We start from the raw sequence: 19,033 nt of genomic DNA on the forward strand, positions 1-19,033 counted from the left end.
TGCCTATTTAACAGATTATCTTACCCACAATCTTGCCGCAATCAGCTAAAAGCTTCGGATCTTTCATTCCTGCGCCAAGTTTTAGATTTTTTCTATCTGTTTTAATGAGAGCTATTTTTTTATCTTCTCTGATTTCAGCTGATGTTAAAGGCATTCCGGTCTCTGCATCGATTGTCATAATTAAGTCCGGAAAAGTTGCTATACGCTCTTTACCTTTTTCTAATGTCATATACTCATTCCAAAAAGTTACTTCTATATCTTCGTCCATTTCAAATTTTCCTACGTCAAAACCGCCTTCCATGCTTAATTTAATGCTTTTTATAGTGCCGACTGACACTACATCTGCTTTGAGAAAGTCGCAAATATTCTCGATCACTTTTGAAGGACCGCTTTTTTTGCCTTCAAGCATTCTGTTTCCAAGCTCTATAGCTTGTTTTACTGCACCTAATGCCGCATTCTCTTTTGCATATTTGCAAGTTACAGGATTTCTGACCACGGTAACAAGACCTCCTGCCTGCACCGCTGCCTGTCTTATTAAAGCTGAGGCTTTTTGCACCGTTCCCATTGCAATTACTTCTATATAGGAAGATTTTTCTTTTCTTCCTCCAACTGCTACTTGATAAGACTTATAGTTCGGATCCTTATGTAACCCCATAGCTCCCATGACTCCCGTGGGATGCGCCCTTCCATTACACGGTGCATCGACAGTTGGCACTTGCAGCATTGCAGCTTGAAGCCACCCATTTACCGTTGCAAGACCACCCATTTCATTAGTAATAACTCCGTCCGGTTCTATACCGCTTACTTTTTTCATAAGTTCTACGGCTTGCAAATAATGAATCGGTTCTGCATAAGCATCTTTAGCAGAAGGTGCGCCTACCGCAGATACGTTTATTAAGATATTATCATCGTTCATATCTTCTATGTCTACAAGCTCTACCGAAGATAAACTCAATGCGATATTTGCAATTTGCCTGCCTTCTTCCATCGAGCCACCACCGCCGCCTCCCAGGACACATCCGCCTAAGACAGCAGCGTCTACCAAGTCTTTGGTAAGTTTTAGCCTTGACATAATAAAAACCTCCAACATTAAACTCTTTTTTGTTAAATAACTTCAATTCTAAAAGAACGTTTTCGCTAATGCCGAGAAGAAACCATACAGACCATCGCCTGCAATTAATCCTGCTTCTCTGATTTCCATAGGTTCAGTACCTATGATAAGTCTTACAGCTACAGCAATTAGGACTCCCCTTATAGAGTTCTATATTCACTTAAATAATTCCTTCTGGCCCCACAAAAATTCTAACTTATTTAGACTATAAGCATAAACTATCCACCTGCTCTGTTGTTTTTCTTAACTTTTTGTAAGGTTTTACCAATGACATTGTAAAAGATTTAGGCAATGCGGTAGGCATTGACTTTTCCAAAAGATTTATGACCCAAGGACAGATAAAAAAAGATCATATCTTACACTAAAAGATAGGTTATTGCACAACAACTTTAGGATTAAAACAAAAAGCCTGAAACCTTTGATATGTACTAGGTTCAGGCTAATTTTTTAAGGGATTTGGTGTAAAAGTTAGGTCATTACATACAAAAAAGCTTTGCTGCCGTACTCGAAAATATGGCAAGGTACAGCAAAGGAATACTTATGTAAATAGTTTATCCAAAACAAGGTTAGTTTTATCTTGCTGGATATAATTGATGTGGTTCTACTACCCACTGAGTTTTTCTACCGGTTGAAAGCCACACGTTTTTAAAAACCTAACATTGTGTTCAAAATTGTTTAAAGCATCCAATGGGTCAATAAGGTCAAAGTTTAGTTCGCTTAATGTGGTTTTATCTATTTTAATCGATAATGTCGTTATGTTGTCAACTTTTCCTACCTGAGTGTCTAATACCTCTGTCTGAACGTTAATAATTGCGCTTCTTATCGGTAGTAATCCAAATACATTTCGTGCTATGCGCAGAGTAAGCCCTGATACATACTCCTTTACTATCACATAATAATCAGTCTTGTTGTATTTCCTTATAGAAAGCTTGCCAGTCTTGGTTAAAGTCTTGTAATGAGTCGGAATTACATCATTTATATTTATATTGCAGTCAATTATTAGGGTATCCCCATCGGAAGCTTGAAATTGAAAGGAACTTATAAATCCTGCCAATTCACTGCAAAATTGAATATCTTTTAATAGTGCCATATATGCCTTCGGATCTTTTTGCAGTATTGATTGAAATAATTTTCTTTGATCTTGCCAAGACTTATAGAGCTTTTTGTCATTTTCTATGGCTTTTTTTAGATCTTCCTCCAGTGCTTCTCTGCGTCTATTATCTAAAACTTTAAACACTTTTTCTAAAACATTAGGCTTGTAATTATCTAATTTCTTTAAAGCTGCCAATTCATTTGGTCCTTTTTCACCTGTATTAAAGGGCGCCGGCTCTTTGACCATTAATTCCCAGTCGTATTCATAATCACACTCTTTGTGAAAAGAAGTTATATAATTTATAAAATCATTAAATTCCGCCACTTCTCGGTAAGAATCAGTATGGTCTTGTCTGTTTGTTGACTGAGGCTTATTTTTTGAATTTGCATAATGACTTTTAGTGTAATAAAGCCCCGTCCCTGGTATGCCAATCGATGAGGTCCTTCTGCCCGTCGAACTTATCGTATATCTAGCACCTTTTTTTCCAAAACTAACACTTGCACTCTTTTTGCCTACATTTAATCGCATTCCCGGAGCTATCTTAACGCTTTTTCTAAATCTAAAGCCCATAATAACCCTCCGTTTAATTTAAATTAAATTATCTATTCAACCCCAAAGGCTTTAAAAACAGCATCCTTAGGATCTTGATAAAAAGATATTTGAAATTTTGCAAACAACTCAGGAGGAACTGTTCCTATGTCTGCCGCAGAAGACATAGGAAGTAAAACTTTTTTTGCTCCTGAATCAAAACACACTTGAAGAACATTTGCCAGTTCTTCTACTTTATTAATAGTTCCGCCTATGCTCATAGAACCTAGTACTACCATCTGGCTTTGCACCGGCTTGTTTAAAGCTCCTGAGCATAATGCAATAAATGCAGCTAGTGCCAACTCTGATGTAAGCCCTATGCCTTGAATATCTTCAACATGCATTAGATAATCTTTTTTTGATGTACTTATAGTGCCACTTATATTCTTGCTATTCGCTCTAAAGTATCTAAAAGCGGTTTCAATTGCTTCCTTCGCTTCTCTGTCTGAACCAAGACCTGTTTTTTCAAACTTACCAGTGCCACTTACTACCTCGGTTTCTATTTTATAGACTCCAATCATGCCCGACTTTCCACGACTGACAGTATATAAATGCCCAGGCTTACTTAATCCTTCTGGAATTATCTTGCCCCCGCCTTGTTCCGGCACAGATACAAATTTTTCTTCCATGGTTTCGATGTCTATATATGAAAAATGCACATCATAAAACTCCATGCCACCTATTTTCTTGAGCTGCTCCTTAACCCTTCTTCGACCCACTAAGGCATATCTTAATACTTCTTCTACATCTTCTTTTGAAAAGTTCCCATCCGGATAAATTAACTTAAGTAAACCTGATACAGTCTTTCTGACAGCAATTACATCCCTCTGATTTAAGTTGTTGCCTAGCCTAAAATATTTGTCAAAAGCATCAGTAAAAGATCTTTTCCTCATTTCTCGCATAAATTCAGACAAATAGTCGGTAATGAACCCATATTCATCGGTAAAATACTCGGGCCGCATTTTGGGTATTTCCCATCCGGGTAAATAATAGTGCATACGGTCAAAAAAAGCTGCATCATTAGCCATGGCTTCAGGGAATGGCTCAAATAAATGAGATGTTTTTAAAAGCACATCAACGCTCTGATTTATGTTTCCAATAAATACCATTGATGCATTTGCATTTTTTTCTTCCTTACCTCTTGCAAAAGATCCGGATGCCATAAAATCTTTCATAATCTGAATCCCATCTTGGTCTTTAAATTTTATCCCTGCCACTTCATCAAAGGCAACACAGTCCCATAGTCCAACAAGGCCGATTTGCCGTGTTGCCATGTTATAAAACAAATTCGCTACGGTAGTTTGTCCTCCGGATACCAATATAGAATTAGGCGAAATTTCTTTGTACAAATGAGATTTTCCTGTTCCTCGTGGTCCCAGCTCACAAAGATTATAGTTGTTTTCAATAAGTGGCACCATACGCTCAAGAATATGGCATTTTACTTTTTGTTCTAATTGCGTCGGTTCCATGCCAACAGATCGCATCAGAACATCTATCCACTCATCTTTTGAAAAATATTTTCTGCCTTCAAAAATTTCTTGCACATCCATATGAGGCATCTGAATAGGCGTAAGAGAGTCTATATTAAAAGGACTTGCGATCTTGTTTTCTTCATTGTAAAAGTAATTCATTTTTACAATGCACCAAATACCCCCCGCAAGAAGCTTATCAAACTTTTTTATATAATTAGGCGAAATTTCTACGCCTTTTATACCCAGGTTTGAGAACTCAGCTTGGTATATATCAAGTTTTTCATTGAGTTTTACTGTTATCATATCAATAACAGTATATCTGCCAAGTTCACGAATTTTTGATTTAACCTTTTCTGCTTCATCGGGTCTTACAAAGTTTTCTGCAAGAATATTTTTCACTGTCTCCACGCCGTCGTTGATACTATCTTCGTCGTCAGTAGCACAGTACATACCCAGCAAGTATTCGAGAACATAGACGGGCACATTAGCTCCTTCTTTGATCTTTTTAGTCAGGTCTTTTCTTACAACTCTTCCGGGAAAATACTTATTCAATTTTTTACTAAGCTCATCCATTCGGCTCTCCTCACTTTAAAAATCAAAGTCATCGGTAAATGCAATATCGATAATAAACGGAATCTTTTCATATATATTTTCGACAGTTTCTTCTTCATCTTCTAAGACTAAGTAATACTTGCTGTTTTTATCATACTTTGTGCTTTTTAGTATGAACTTTTCCTTAAAAGTCCGCTCTTCAGGATTATCTGATTTGCTGTCGGCTATTATTATGTTTTCATTTGATACTCTATTTCCTTTTTCATCTGCAAGATAAACTAAAAGCCTTCTTGGAACGGTTTTGTCTTGAATTTTTTCTACCTGGAAAAATTCAAGATAGGTAATATTATTTGTTATCTTCCTAGATATGCTAGTAAGCTTAACATCAACCTTTTTAACTTCTTTTGCGTTTTTACCTCTCTCATTTTTAAATTTGACAACCGGTATAACCACTTCCTGGAGCGCCGCACCGCCATGAACATAGTTTGCACCTTCGCCTTGGGCTTTAAACCTGTTGACTCCTCGAGGAACTATGCACTTTAGTCTGGTATTTTTAATATGATTCATATTAAAAATAATGGTGCCTTCGAGATCTACGTCTTTTTCAGTGAGAATAAAACGGCGATTTTGTAATGAATCCTCCAAAGATTCCTTGGGTACTTTATCGCTTTCTTGCATATTTCCTCGTTTATATATAAAACCATGATCGGCAGTAATATATATATTGGTAGCTGAAATATTATTTATTAAATCATTAATTAAGGTTTTAATTTCAGTAAAAGCTTCTTCAACAGCGTTAAAAACCTCATTTTCTGTATGAGCACCGTCTCCCCTTGCATCAATTATTTTATGATATATATAAATTACTTTTTTACCACCAAAAAGCTTTCTAAAGTCATCTCTTTTCATATTGCTAAGTTGCTCATATCTGACGGCAACGCTATCTTTTTGTGCTTTTTGGAGAATCTTATTACGGTTTTCCAGTCCGTCAGAACTAAACCCGTCAACAATTACCTGGAACTTCTCATCTACTTCGATTTCGTTGTGCGGAAGCAAAGCAGCCATGCCAAGAGCAGTATAGGACGGAAGTATGCCAAGCATTGAAGTAATTTCCGTCGAGCCATTCCTTTCAGTATTTAGATTCTCTTGCAATTCCTTAGCCGCCTCATATCTTAAACCGTCAGAAATAATTACGACTACTCTCTCATCTTTTTCTTCATAAGGTTTTACATGTTTTATATAGAAATCCTGCTGAGGCTCCAAGGAAGGGATTTGCCAGTTTTGGCCTAAGGTCTCCAGGCTATCGCTCCATTTTATCGACAGTTGGTTTAAATAACCGTTTACATAAGTGTTTTCTACTTTTTCTCTTAGCTCGAAAAACTGTTCTTTACTAGTCAGTTTATCGAAGAAATATATGAATTTTCTATAAGCCATATCTATAATGTAATATTGACCCACATATTTTTGAAATAATTCATATGGCTCGTCTTCTTTTATATTATCTTTAATCTTTTTCCATGAATCTAACAAAACCGAAGACCAGTAAATACAATTATATTCGTTTTCGTATATTCTATACCAATGTTTTGTCCTGCGCTCAAGTATGATATCTTTATATCTGTCAAACTCGCCAGCGTCAGAAATTAAATTTTTGATTAACTTGTCTATTATAGCCTCGTCAAAAATTTTAAATACATCGCTTACCACATAATTATCCATATGCCAGCTATCAATATAATTTTGCAAATTTAATTGTTTCTCTACTTTTATTGAGAGCATATCGAAATAATCCATTGCCTTGGAATTGTTCATAAAATTACTAACGAACACAAAACAATCAGCCTTCTTTGGAGAAACGAACCTTTCCCATTGAGGTGGTATTTTTTCTTCGAGGTTGTAATACAAACCCGTTATTAAGAAAAAAACGCTGAGATGTTCAATTGTTTTCTCCTCTAAAATATAGCCGTAGTATTTCTCTATTAGCATCCAAAAAGCATCAATATCTCCAAATTTATTTATTTCATTAAAATATGTGTTGCCATCTTGAGCATACTCTATTAAAAGAGATTTTACTACTTCGTCAAGGCTAGAATAAGGGAGTTTGCATAAAGCTGACAATATTGCTATATGGACAGATTCTTCATTGGGGTAATCTAAGTTATATGATTTGAGGAGCTTATTTCTTTCTTTGTTGCTAAAAAACTTCCTATAATGTTGAAATACGCTTCTTAAAGCTTCATTTTTTACTCCTAAATTTCTCATGATAACAGTAATTCTATCAGCATAAAATTCTTCATTATATTTTAAAATATCTAATAGCCAGTTTTCTCTAGGACTTGGTTTGCTAAAAGGCGCATATACTAAATAGTTGCTTTCTGTGTCTTGTTTCTCTAAAAGGTACTTTGCATAAAAATAGTTTTTGCCGTCCAATTTTAAAAGTTTAGCAGCTGAGAGCTCTAAACTATCGATCTGATCTTCGAATTCTCCATTATCGTCATACCAAAAGATTATATTTCGCTTTTTCCCTTCAGAAAGCTCTTTATTAAAGTTTTGTTCCAGAATTTTTTTTATTTCATCAAGTTCCAAATCAATCACCTGCTTAAATTTTTGCCAATAAGTTTGCTTTTAATGGTTTCTTCCCTTGCCCTTGTGGTATCTCTATGCCTTGAAACCTAGCATAATTTGCAACTACTCCGTCATCCAGGTCTATTTTTATCCTTTGATTTGCCACATGAGCAATCGCTTGATCATATTCAAAACACTCTCGTATCTGCTTTTGTATTCTTTCTTTTGCTTTTTTTGCATTATTTTTTTCTCGCTGGGATAAATTTGAATTTATAATTACATCAAGTCTTTTTATCTCATCTTCATATTTTCTCTGAAGTTTATGAAGATAGTCAATTCTAACTCGGGCTACGGTATTTTCATCATATCTGTGCATATATATAAGAGCTTTGAACCCATCCTGCTTCCCTGAATCAAATAACCAGTATATTGGCCTTTGTTTATATGTCTGAACATGGTCTTTATAAAAATCCTTTAAGAAATAACGGCGAAGTGTTTGACGAGAGGTTTCGATCTCTCTTTTCCCTATGCTTTCGGCTATATAGTCTAGATTTTCTTCTAATTTTTCTTCTCCAAAAGTCACCTTTAAAAACTCAATAAATCTTGCAACTATGTCATTTTCAAAATACTCTTCATCGTTTATAGGAATAATGTTGTCGCTTTCCGGGATAAAAGTAGCGTCAACCCAAGTATCTTCCAATATATTGTTATTGTCATCCTTGACTAATTTACGGACTTTCCATTGCCCGTTTTCTATCTTCCACTTATCGCTCCACTCTCCTCCTGCATACACCAATCCTTCCACATCAGGAGAATACCTTCCGAACATACAACCTACCGCATATAAGATAAATGACTTAATGTCCCGCTCCCTGTTGGCTTTGCTTACCGTCACATCTTTTTCATCTACTTCAGGAGTAAGCTCATCTTCAAGACCATAGATCTTGATAAATATTCGGTTTAACTCCTCTTCATTTGCCTTAAGTTGGTAAAATTGTCTCTCCGCAAACTCCGCCCAATTGTTAAAGGCTTTCTCTATGGTATTTGCATCGCCTTTGTGTGTGAGTATGGGATGTTTTTTAAAGTCCCATGAAGTTTCAAAGGAGTCCCAGTCGGTTTTGGAGATGGAGATGTTTTGTTGAACAAGTTTATTTATTAATTCTTTATGTGTGTAATCTTTAATTATTGGAAGTTTTCTTAATGGCCCTTGATTAAAATCTAATGTTGGAGCTAATATTTTCAACAAAATTTCACAAATAATGGAATTAAAATATGCCAACAAAAGCGGCTCGTCTTGCTCACTGCAAATAAAGCACATTGGGCCCTTAGAATCAAATAAGTGCCCTTCTTTGCAAAATCTCATTGACAATTTTCCTGATGATAAGGCTGACCATGTTAATCCTCTTCTAAAATAATAGTTTTCGTTCCTGATTACAGATTTTTCGAAGTTTCTTATTTCGGCTCCATTATTCTCCCAGTTAACTACAAATTCATTATTTCCATACCATTTTCGAAACTCTCCACCCTTATTGTATGGAAACCATTTTAACTTGCTTTTTGCTGCCTGTTTGCAATCTTTAAATCCAAATCCTATCTTTGCACATGACACTTCAAACCAGAGTCTTAAAAATCTGTTATTATCTGAAGTAGCCATTCCTTGGCGTGGTTCGGCAATCCTCCCTAAGGGAATACTCTCATTAAAAACTTCTCTTATTCTTTCACTCACCCAGTATGCAATCGGACTGCCTGGAATCTTGTTAAAGTTTGATGCATTAGTTATAAATCTATCTTTATTATTTCCTTTGATGATTCCTATTGTTCTTTGTTCTTTTAATTCGGAAGTTTTATAGTCAACTAATCTAAAATAAGTCCCTTCATATTCACTAAGAAATATTTTTCTACTCACAAAAGCCGTGCTTTGTACTACTTCTCCACCTATTTCTTCAAATGCTCTTGGGCCTAAATGCAACATATTATATATTGTTGTATGTTTGATAAACTTTTTTCTTAGATTCTCAAAACTTGATAAAAACATCCATGACTGCTGATTTATCATTCCCATAAAACCGTATTGCTTCAAATAATTTATTCCGGCTTCCATAAAAACTGCAAATAAATCATTCTTTGAATCTTTGTAGTGCTCATCAATATACTTCTTTAAGTTCTCATTCATTCCTTTTCGCCCCATATAAGGCGGGTTGGTGACTACTACATCATATTTGCCGCTCATTATCTTGGCCTGCTTTATGAGGGGAGGGAGTTTTTCAAGTAGGATTTGTTTATGTCTAAATTCAAATGCGTCGCCGGGATGATTTTGCCGAATTTCCTTTAATCGGTTTTCTAGCTTATCAAAATCAAGCTTTTTTACTTCCAAGATTGAACCATACTCTTTAGCATCGTGAAATACTTGTATAAGGTATCTTGCCTGAATTTCAAAATCCATATCAGACAAGTCGTCTTTGCCCCTTATCTTTTCATCCAGTTCTGTCTTTGAAATAAATTTTTTTCCGCCAGCAAAGTATGTAATAGTTTCTTCAGGTATTTCATCGCTCTCTTGTATAGAGCACAAATTTATATCTACATTTTCGCGAAATATCCGCCTGTTTTTGCTTCTGGCTTTCATCATCACTGCAAAGTAGGCTAGCTGGCCTGCTCGATCGTCAATATCTAGACCGTAAAGGTTATTTTCCAATATAAGCTTAGGTATCTCCCTTTCAGAGTAACCGGCACTTTTGTAGATATCAAAAAGCACATCAAAGGCATAGACTAAGATATGGCCACTGCCCATAGCAGGATCTAATACTTTTAGATCTTCAGGTTTAATGTTTCTGCTTTCTTCTCTTATTTTTTTAAGTTGCTCTTCTACCTCTAGCTTCTGCTCCGCCTCATCCAGATAGTATTTCCACTTTTTCTTTAGTTCTTCATTGGGATGGCCTTCCAACCACAATCGCCCTAGAGAATTTTCCACCATATATTTTACTATCCATTTTGGAGTAAAAAGCTGGGTTGCGGCAGGAATCTTCTCTTTAGTTATCTTTTGATTTTTCTTTAAACCCGCAAAAACCTCATCTTTCTTTTCTGTAATATAGTATTGATAAAGCCAGCCAATTATTTCTACTTGTTCTTTAAAGTATTCTTCTGGTATGTCTGATACAAGACGGCGTATTATTGAGCCTTCTGACAGCAAATTCTTCGGCAGCAATATTTCAGTATAGTCTCCTATCTTTTCAAAAAGCCCTGGCAAAATATCGTTTAACTTGTTGCACTGTTTAACAAGAAGATATCTGAACAGTTCTTCTGTATCATTTTCATCTTTTAATCTTGAAACTACGTTCTGATTTAAATCAAGATCGACATGTTCAGCATATGTGATAATATCCGGCTCTGTTTTTCCGGGTTCTGTCGATGATATAACCCTAATTCCTTTGGGAAGATAGCCATTTACTTCCATAAACCTTATAGCTATAATGCGGTTAAACCAAGTATAGGCAACCTCTTCGATTACTTGATTGAATCCTTTTTCGCGTATTTTAGCTTCAAGGCTTTTACGCTGGCTTACTTCAAAAGGTTTAAGTTTTTTTCCGTTTATTCTGATATAGTCTTGTGAAACTTCTTCAAGCTTTTTTATTTCATTTTTTGTAATTCCAAGTTCATAGGCTCTTTGAGAAATATCCCCAATTAATTTATTTCTAGCCCATACGGCATAATTTTTGATTAAACTTTTGTCCATATAGAGCCTCCTCTTCTGTGTCTTTCTGCATCTATAAAGCTACTTTTTTTGTTCAAACTAAACTAATTTAATAATCGTATTTTCGTCTAAGCTGTTTTCAAGTTTTTCCTTTATTTCAGTCACTAAATTGTCTATGTCTTTTTTGGATTCAATGATTCTAGTGCCTGGAAGTATACTGGCAAGGCTAACGTTTACAGTCTTCCTAACTTTGTACGGCGCCCCTCCTCCTTCACCACAGAGCGGTCCAAATTGTGTTGGTTCAGTCTTTCTTGATTCAATCTCTTTTTGTATTGTATTGAGGCATCGAATTTTTAGTGTGTCGCTTAATTGTGTTAGGCCGTAAATTTCCGCAAGATTGTTCGAATGTTTCAAGGTATTTAGTAAATCATCGAAGCTATTTTTGAATTCTGCTCCATACTTGTCCTTTAAATCATATAAATCGAGTTGTTCCATAACTTTGCTATAATTTTCTTTTATTGACTTTTCTATAGGTTCGCTTTCTTTCTCCAGTAATTTAACAAGCTCGGTATTAAATTTTTCAATTAGCTCAGGAAGCTTTGGTATGTCACTGTAAGGTTCATCCATATTTAATATGAATTTTATTTCATCTATATATTTCATTAGGATAGGATTTGTTAAATAATTCTTATTTTTTTCATATATTTTTATTTTGTCAAGGGCATTATCGAAGATTTTTCTTTGTCTTCCTTCTTTGTCAAAAAAGTTTTTAATCTCAGGAGAATATTCTGCATAATCCAATAAATCGTCCTCATATTGATATAAAGTATCAAAAAACTCTTTGGCATCATTTATAGGCAATAACTTTTTAAATAATTCCAAGCCCTTTTTTAGTACATCTTCTCCGGGATATGGCGCACTATTGTATTCTTTGAGAAGCTCCTCAATTTTATATACTTCAGTTTCAATAAGCTTATCAAGCTCTTTCATTATACTGTCTTCATCATTTGGAAGAGCCGTTATATTAAAAAGTTGCTGGCATAAGCTTTTTGCAGCCGCTATTTGAAAAGCAGGAACCTTTATTCTTTTTTCTATCACCAATCGTTCAGCATAATCCCGTTTAGTCAGATAATTTACCAGGTTCTTATCTTCGATATTTAAATATTTGCTGTTAAGCTGAAGTTTAATTTCTTGCTCTTTAAAGAGTTTTGCAACAATGCCTTCAATATCTAACTCATTCCAGCCAAATGGAGCTTTTGAAAAATAATTTAATACAGAGCGCATGGTAACAGAAATATTTTTTAATGTATTCCTCTCGATATAATCTGCTACTTCCTCTAAAGCCAATTTATTATCATTTTCTTCAATTAAAGACATTTGGATTTTATCTTGTGTTAGAATATTTTCAATATCTTTAATTGATTCTATGAAATGGTCCACATAAGAAAGCTTATGGTAAATACTTACTACTAATATTTTTAAACCCTCATTTATTCTGTCAATCGGGTCCTTTTCCTTTATATCAAGCTTCTGCGAATTAGCATATATTTCCGCTGATTTCAGGGCTTCTTCTAGGAGTATTCGCACTCTTTCCAGCCCTTTGGCTTCCTCTTTTCTCTTTCTCTCTCTAATATCTTCAATTTCTGGCGTCGATGCGCTCTGTCCTGTTTGGCGGAGAAAAATTTCGATCCTCAATACTTCTTCCATTTCTTCGAGAAAAGTAGTATCTTGTGGAAGTTTTATGATTAAATTGTTTTCTCTTCCCGACATGAGCTTGAGCTCTTGATCGGTCAGCTCCGTTTTTGTCTCATAGTAAGGGGTTATGACTTTTATGCCGATGTCATTAGTTTGATTTCCCCTATAGATATCGTCAACATTCTGATTGAAAGGAAAATTATACCGCTGAGAATACTTGTACTTCTTTTCGGAAAATATATCTTCGAAAATTATTTCAGAGATTTTTCTGATCGTTTCAGACATTTCTATATTTATACTCTTTATTTCCCTGTTGATATCCTGCTCTTCATGAGTGAGAAATATATACTCATCTCCACTACTTTGAACCAGGGTTTGCTCTGTTAAGGATTTTAACGAATCCTCCACTTTTTTTCTTATTTCTAATTTGTCATCATCTATGTTTCTAATCATAAGGGTTGTAAGATTTTCTATATTAGCAGGTATCTCTTTTACATATCTTATCATAAAAAGCACTTTCAACAATTCTACGTCAAAGGGCACTAGTTTTATATTTTCTCCAGCATGATATATTACTGTTTTTATTCCTGAATCCAGAAAGGATTCGATTGTATTATAAAAAGCATAAAATGGTATTATTGCCCCTATTTCTTCCTCCGCAAATTGTATGCAGGATTCTTGAAAAGCGCTTAGCATTGAGCGTTCACCTTCTGATAGGTGTTTTCCTGAGGAACCATGTATGCGGATGGAAGTAAGAACTTCTTGCATTAAGTTGAATTGATAAGGTATGAACGGGTAAACTTCTACAAAGTCTTCCGCATTAGTATATAGCTTCTTTTCAGGTGTATTTGCTGAGAATGTAATTAAATTTTTTATAATTGCACTTTTATTTTCATATAATGCTGTCAATGTGTCTTTACCAGTGTTATTTTTAAGCAGTATTCTCTTTTTTATGACTTCATCTACATTGGCACTGGAAAGTGAAAGTCGAGTATCAAATCTGCCCTGAATTTTGGAGAAGTCATTGAGTCTTGTGCCTTTCATATTTGTCATAGAATCGATATCCTGTTGACTTGTTACTATAACCCAGGCCTTTCCCCCGCATTCGGTTCCCAAATCTTCCACTACAGTCTGTAGATTTAACATAAGATCAGAATCATCACCTATATATTGTCCCATTTCATCTACTAAAAACACTACATGATGATTATTACCTTTGCTTTCAATATATTCCTTAACTCTTCTGGCAAATTTATCAACACTTAAAGTGTAATTGTCTGCTGCTTTGTTGTACCAGTTTCTTGCTGCTTCTATGCTCATCTTTGTTGATTCAGCAAGGGCCTGAACTATTGCATCCTCTTCGTAATAAAAATCCTCTCTGGCATCAACCCATTCCCTGCCGGATATTTTCTTAAAAGTTGTCTTGAATGCATCATAAGTTCCGTCTAAAGCCATCTGTCTTTCCAGTTCAGCTACCCATGGAATAGAACCGCAAAACCCTTGCATATCGTTAAAAACCCTCATAAATACTTTCACAATCGCATCCTTATTTGCTTTTGAATCAGAGTCGCTCTTAGAATCAATATTAAATAAGATAACATCTGTAGGAATTTCTCCGGCAAGTTTCATATCCGCCAGTATCATAGGGTCATGTATCTTATCTTTAAAATATTCAATTGCTTTTTTACCTTCTACCTCTCTATTCTCCAGCAAATATGACAATATTTTCAAAAAATGGGATTTACCGCTGCCAAAGGATCCTGATATCCATACACCCATTTTGTCAGTGTAGCCCACAATACCTTTTTTATATGCTTTGAAAAAATCATCGAAATGTTTTAACAGTTCTCGAGTTACTACATATTCTTCTAATTCCTGATACACGTTTTCATCATCGTTTTGACCGATTTTTATAACGCCTTTGATGTCTCTTGTAATTTCTTTATAAAATGTTTCTTTTATTTTCACCTTACATCCCCCGTTTTGACAATGTTTTAATGTTCATCAGCAAATCTGAAAGCTCTATAATAATTATCGTCATAAATCTCATCAAGCAAAACAAGAGAGCTGCCATTGTAGGTTCCCGGGAAAAACATAACTAAAGGGACTTTATCTATTACAGGATGTAAATTATTCAGCACTGTATGCGAACGTATAATGGGCCATGCTTTGCCTACTCCAGTCAAGAAAATTGTGCTGTTTTCTTCAACTCGATCTTTTATGTATTTGATAATTAAATCATTGCTTGTAGTAAGTCTTAAAGTGTTTTTGATAGCATTTGACACATTCTCGAATCCTTTTTTTCGTTCAATTTCAAAATTTTTTTCAAGATATCCTTTTGAGTCAAGTATGTCCAACATAATTTCGTACAAATCGAATTCTATTATTTTAAATCCATAATTTCCGTTTTTGACTTTATTTTTTATAAAGTGAATATAATCTCTTACTAGCATCTCGTATTGAGGCTCATAATCAAAAATATAGTATCCTATCTCATTTCCAAGACCCTTATTTTCTCTAAAAGACTTTTTGGTTATTGTGGGTAGTATTTTGTCGAGTCTCTCCCTTATCGGCGCCATAATGCGCCTCCTTTCCATGTTAATGCTCAATCAATTTTGCCTAATAAAATATTTATATAGAGTTTATCTCCGATTTCTTTAATATGTTCTGTAACTGAAGATTCTACAATAGGTTCTACTATCTTCATCTTTTTCCCTTCACGTTTGCAAAGGCCGGATTCATTTAATGTCCTTGAGATGACCTGTTTAAGTTTGTAAAAAGTGTAATCTGCCCATAACGATACATTAGGGCTTTGCTCCTTTTTTCTGTCAAAAAACATATTAAAATCTTTGTCTAAAATGAGTTTATCTCCAAACATGATTTTGTCCTTATACACTTCATTCATAAATTCAAAAAACAGCCTATCTGTTTTCATTATTGAATAAATTACTATAACCTTGCTTGTCTGTACATCAGAGCTTACCAATTTTTCTATTAAGTATGTATCTAAAACAGACAGCCTTTTTGTAACAGCTGATGCAATTTCGGATTTTCTTGCTGTAGTATTTACTTGAAATATATTATCATCAAGTGACTTATCCCGAATTTGCTGCTTGTCATATCCTTGTAAAACAAGCCTTCCAGCTTTTTTCATTTCAACATACAAAAAGGATTGTGATTTAATTCTTGTGCTATACTTCCATTTATTTTCCATTATTTTACCTCATTTCGGGCCACTTTTTGACTGCTTAATGACATTATAGCATAAATATATTAAGTAGCATAAATGTATTTATAGGTATATAGGATTATATGTAAATAAGTATTTTAAAAAACTGATATTTCACATGCTTTACGTTGATTGCTTCTGCTGGTTTATACACATTTTGGTTAATATTGGGCTTGCCGGACGTGCAAAAAAAATACCTCTGGAACATTCCAGAGGTATTTTTATATAGTTACTTATCAATATTGCATGAGCCGTCCCGCAGTCTTGCTCCACCGTTTCCCATGCCGCCTGCGCCATTTTGATTTCTGCCTGTGGCGTTTCCGCCATTTGTTCCGCCACTGCCGAGACCCTGTCCTTTAAATCCGAAGCTTGCGCCAAAATTGCGTCCAAGTCGCGCGCCGCCTGTGCCATCGCAATTCTTTTGATTTTCTTCAATCCTTGCAATTATTTCGTCTGCCTCTTCTTGGGAAATTTTTCCCTCCGCTACTTGTTCTGCTAATATTTCTTTCTTCATTTCTAGCATTTCTGATTTAAATTCATCCAGCTTACCTGCCTCTGATGCTATTGCGCCGTATGCTTTGTTTGAATTAATTCTTTCTTCCACAACACTCTCAACCGTGCGTCCGGTTATGCCTGCAACTGCTTGCGCAGGTGTATCATAATTCGATGCTGCAAATGCGGTCAAAGATGTTGCTCCTACTAACAAAACTACTGCTCCCACTATAAATATTTTTCTTAAGCTTTTCATTTCATTACCCCCAATTTTTTTATTTGTAGAATGTCTTCTACTGTGATTTAAATATATAAGATATATATGGCAAAACAATGTCATTTTTTAAATATTTTAGGGGCATTTAAAGCTCATAGTTGTGTCATTACAAGCATTTCTAATCCCTTGGTAATTTGCATATAAACTTTGCTCCACCATCCGGATTGTTTTCAGCTGTAAGCATTATATTGTGTCGTTCTGCAATCTGTTTTGCAATAGCAAGTCCAAGGCCTGTGCCGGATTTATTTTCTTGTCCATGGGTCTTAAAAAAGCGGTCGAAGATATACGGAAGATCGGCATCATCTATACCGGGCCCATTATCTCGAATCGAGACCTCGTTTTTCGTAGCTAAAATTTCAATCGTGCTATTATTAGGCGAAAACTTTATGGCATTATCTATAAGAATCAGGAACATTTGTCTGAGTCTGCCGTAATCTCCTTGAATATTAATCGTATCATCTTCAAATTTTGTTTTTATTTCTATGTTTTTCTTATTTGCAAGCTGAGTAGCGCTTCTTGTTACGTCTGATATCACATCGTTAATACTAATAGTGCTCTTATCTATTGCAAATTCAGCATTTTGCAGCTTAGATAAATCAAGCAAGTCGCTTACAAGACGCTCCAGAAATTTTGCTTCGTTAATCATTTGAATCTGATATTCTTCAACTTTATCCGGATCTGTGACCACTTTATCATGTAAAGCCTCCAGCGAACCTCGAATAACAGTTATCGGAGTTCTGAGCTCATGAGAAATGTTTGCCACAAATTCACGGCGCAATTTTTCAAGCTTGCTGCTTTCTTTGCTTGCTTCATCTAAACGAACCGCCAACGAGTCTATGGTATTAGCCAGTTCCCCTATCTCATCATTTTGATTTATATTACACTTTGCGGCATAGTCGCCGGCGGATAATTGCAATGCCACTTCTTTCATTTTGTTTAATGGCTTAGTAAACGAGTAAGAGAAAAAAAGCGATAGCACTGATGTAATGGCAAGAGCTAAAAGCATACTTGTTATGAGAATGGAAAGCCCTTTATTTACTGCTGATTTCGTTCCTTCTATGGGCGAATGGAGCAGGACTGCGCCAATAATTTCACCGCTTTCATTTTTTATAGGTGTACCGACCGTTAGAGTAGGCTGTGCCAAAGTCTCGCTGAAGCCCTCGCTAAATGCTGTTTCCCCTTGCAGAACTTGCATAATAAGTTCTTCTGCGTTCGGCGGCAGTCCAGATAAGTTATATTTGCCGCTCATCATTCCCGGTCCTTTGCCGGCGGTAGTAAGTTCCATATTTTTGTCTAATATCCAAACATCGGTATCTGCAACATCCACAATAAAACGAAGATATGCACCGTAGCCGCCCATGCCTCTTGACAAATTGCGATTTTCTTCTGTTGATAATATATTTGATAGGGACATGGCATATTTAAGAAGTTCATTTTTGTGAATTTCTATTGTATAGTTCCTAAAAAGATAAAAAAACATACTTCCGATTATTATTGAAAACGTCAATAAAGCTATGGCAAAATATACACTAAGCTTTATAGCAATTTTATTTTTTCTCATTTGATTTTACCTCAAATTTATATCCTACACCCCATATTGTTTTTATGTCCCAGGAAGGATGATCGTGTTCTTCCAGTTTCGCTCGTAATCTTTTAATATGACTGTCGACCGTCCTGGTATCACCGAAATAATCCTGCCCCCATACTATATCCAGCAAGTTTTCCCGAGTAAATACCTTATTTGAAGTAGCAAGAGTCCACAAAATTTCAATTTCCTTTTTGGTTAAAGAAATCTTTTTATTATCAATTGTAACTGAGTAATCGTCAAGAGAAATAGTCAGATTGTCATAAGTAAAAACCTGAGGCTTTGTATCTTCCCGTACAATGCGTCTCATTACAGCCCTAATTCTTGCCATAACTTCTCCCGGAGAAAACGGCTTTACAATATAATCATCTGCGCCAATTTCAAGTCCCATAATTCGTTCAAAATCCTCTCCGCGAGCCGTAATCATGATAATAGGCACATTTGATGTTCGGCGAATCTCTCGGACTACTGTAAATCCATCTTTTTTAGGCATCATCACATCCAGTAAGATTATATCAGGGTTTTCTTTATTAAATAACTCTATTGCCTGTTCCCCATCTAAGGCAATTATTGTATTGTAACCTTCTTTTTTTGCATATTCCTCTAATATTGAGGTTATCTGTTTATTATCATCTACTATTAGTAATTTTTGCATGGCAGCACCTCCTGTTAATATTATACCAGTC

The 19,033-nt window shown here is 35.3% G+C and carries 11 protein-coding genes; all 11 read right to left on the minus strand.

Going from position 1 to position 19,033, the window contains the following annotated elements; all coding sequences use genetic code 11:
* Positions 1–7: 7 nt before the first annotated feature.
* Positions 8–1,072 carry a DUF917 domain-containing protein gene (locus TSYNT_RS06120; RefSeq protein ID WP_059032614.1) on the minus strand — a complete coding sequence of 355 codons (1,065 nt, stop codon included), beginning with the start codon at positions 1,070–1,072 and terminating at the stop codon, positions 8–10.
* A 643-nt stretch (positions 1,073–1,715) separates the two neighbouring features.
* Complete coding sequence (locus TSYNT_RS06125) at positions 1,716–2,774, minus strand: DUF4236 domain-containing protein (protein ID WP_059032615.1); 1,059 nt, start codon at positions 2,772–2,774, stop codon at positions 1,716–1,718.
* A 32-nt stretch (positions 2,775–2,806) separates the two neighbouring features.
* Entirely contained in the window at positions 2,807–4,837 is a 2,031-nt protein-coding gene (brxL, locus tag TSYNT_RS06130) for a protease Lon-related BREX system protein BrxL (protein ID WP_059032616.1), read from the minus strand.
* 15 nt (positions 4,838–4,852) lie between these two features.
* Positions 4,853–7,402 (minus strand): BREX-1 system phosphatase PglZ type A, encoded by a 2,550-nt coding sequence (gene pglZ, locus TSYNT_RS06135; RefSeq protein ID WP_059032617.1) that lies wholly within the window; start codon positions 7,400–7,402, stop codon positions 4,853–4,855.
* 13 nt (positions 7,403–7,415) lie between these two features.
* The gene (gene pglX / locus TSYNT_RS06140; protein WP_059032618.1) at positions 7,416–11,111 is read right to left on the minus strand and encodes a BREX-1 system adenine-specific DNA-methyltransferase PglX; all 3,696 of its coding nucleotides are present in this window, start codon (positions 11,109–11,111) and stop codon (positions 7,416–7,418) included.
* A 57-nt stretch (positions 11,112–11,168) separates the two neighbouring features.
* Positions 11,169–14,732: a BREX system P-loop protein BrxC gene (gene brxC / locus TSYNT_RS06145; protein ID WP_059032619.1), complete on the minus strand. Its 3,564-nt coding sequence runs from the start codon at positions 14,730–14,732 to the stop codon at positions 11,169–11,171.
* Positions 14,733–14,758: 26 nt separating this feature from the next.
* The gene (locus TSYNT_RS06150; protein ID WP_059032620.1) at positions 14,759–15,343 is read right to left on the minus strand and encodes a DUF1788 domain-containing protein; all 585 of its coding nucleotides are present in this window, start codon (positions 15,341–15,343) and stop codon (positions 14,759–14,761) included.
* A 26-nt stretch (positions 15,344–15,369) separates the two neighbouring features.
* Complete coding sequence (locus TSYNT_RS06155) at positions 15,370–15,978, minus strand: DUF1819 family protein (protein ID WP_059032621.1); 609 nt, start codon at positions 15,976–15,978, stop codon at positions 15,370–15,372.
* A 244-nt stretch (positions 15,979–16,222) separates the two neighbouring features.
* Positions 16,223–16,741, minus strand: a complete 519-nt coding sequence (locus tag TSYNT_RS06160; protein WP_059032622.1) for a DUF2680 domain-containing protein — start codon at positions 16,739–16,741, stop codon at positions 16,223–16,225.
* A gap of 139 nt (positions 16,742–16,880) precedes the next feature.
* Positions 16,881–18,323: a HAMP domain-containing sensor histidine kinase gene (locus TSYNT_RS06165; RefSeq protein WP_059032623.1), complete on the minus strand. Its 1,443-nt coding sequence runs from the start codon at positions 18,321–18,323 to the stop codon at positions 16,881–16,883.
* The gene (locus tag TSYNT_RS06170; RefSeq protein ID WP_059032624.1) at positions 18,310–19,002 is read right to left on the minus strand and encodes a response regulator transcription factor; all 693 of its coding nucleotides are present in this window, start codon (positions 19,000–19,002) and stop codon (positions 18,310–18,312) included. The genes TSYNT_RS06165 and TSYNT_RS06170 overlap by 14 nt, the downstream gene beginning before the upstream one ends.
* Positions 19,003–19,033: the final 31 nt, after the last annotated feature.

The organism is Tepidanaerobacter syntrophicus, from assembly GCF_001485475.2.
Taxonomy (GTDB): Bacteria; Bacillota; Thermosediminibacteria; order Thermosediminibacterales; family Tepidanaerobacteraceae; genus Tepidanaerobacter; species Tepidanaerobacter syntrophicus.

Excerpts from the sequence above, each read along its gene's own strand:
- TSYNT_RS06120 (WP_059032614.1), bottom strand. The coding sequence starts at position 1,072 with ATGTCAAGGCTAAAACTTACCAAAGACTTGGTAGACGCTGCTGTCTTA.
- TSYNT_RS06125 (WP_059032615.1), bottom strand. The coding sequence starts at position 2,774 with ATGGGCTTTAGATTTAGAAAAAGCGTTAAGATAGCTCCGGGAATGCGA.
- brxL (WP_059032616.1), bottom strand. The coding sequence starts at position 4,837 with ATGGATGAGCTTAGTAAAAAATTGAATAAGTATTTTCCCGGAAGAGTT.
- pglX (WP_059032618.1), bottom strand. The coding sequence starts at position 11,111 with ATGGACAAAAGTTTAATCAAAAATTATGCCGTATGGGCTAGAAATAAA.
- TSYNT_RS06150 (WP_059032620.1), bottom strand. The coding sequence starts at position 15,343 with ATGGCGCCGATAAGGGAGAGACTCGACAAAATACTACCCACAATAACC.
- TSYNT_RS06155 (WP_059032621.1), bottom strand. The coding sequence starts at position 15,978 with ATGGAAAATAAATGGAAGTATAGCACAAGAATTAAATCACAATCCTTT.
- TSYNT_RS06160 (WP_059032622.1), bottom strand. The coding sequence starts at position 16,741 with ATGAAAAGCTTAAGAAAAATATTTATAGTGGGAGCAGTAGTTTTGTTA.
- TSYNT_RS06165 (WP_059032623.1), bottom strand. The coding sequence starts at position 18,323 with ATGAGAAAAAATAAAATTGCTATAAAGCTTAGTGTATATTTTGCCATA.
- TSYNT_RS06170 (WP_059032624.1), bottom strand. The coding sequence starts at position 19,002 with ATGCAAAAATTACTAATAGTAGATGATAATAAACAGATAACCTCAATA.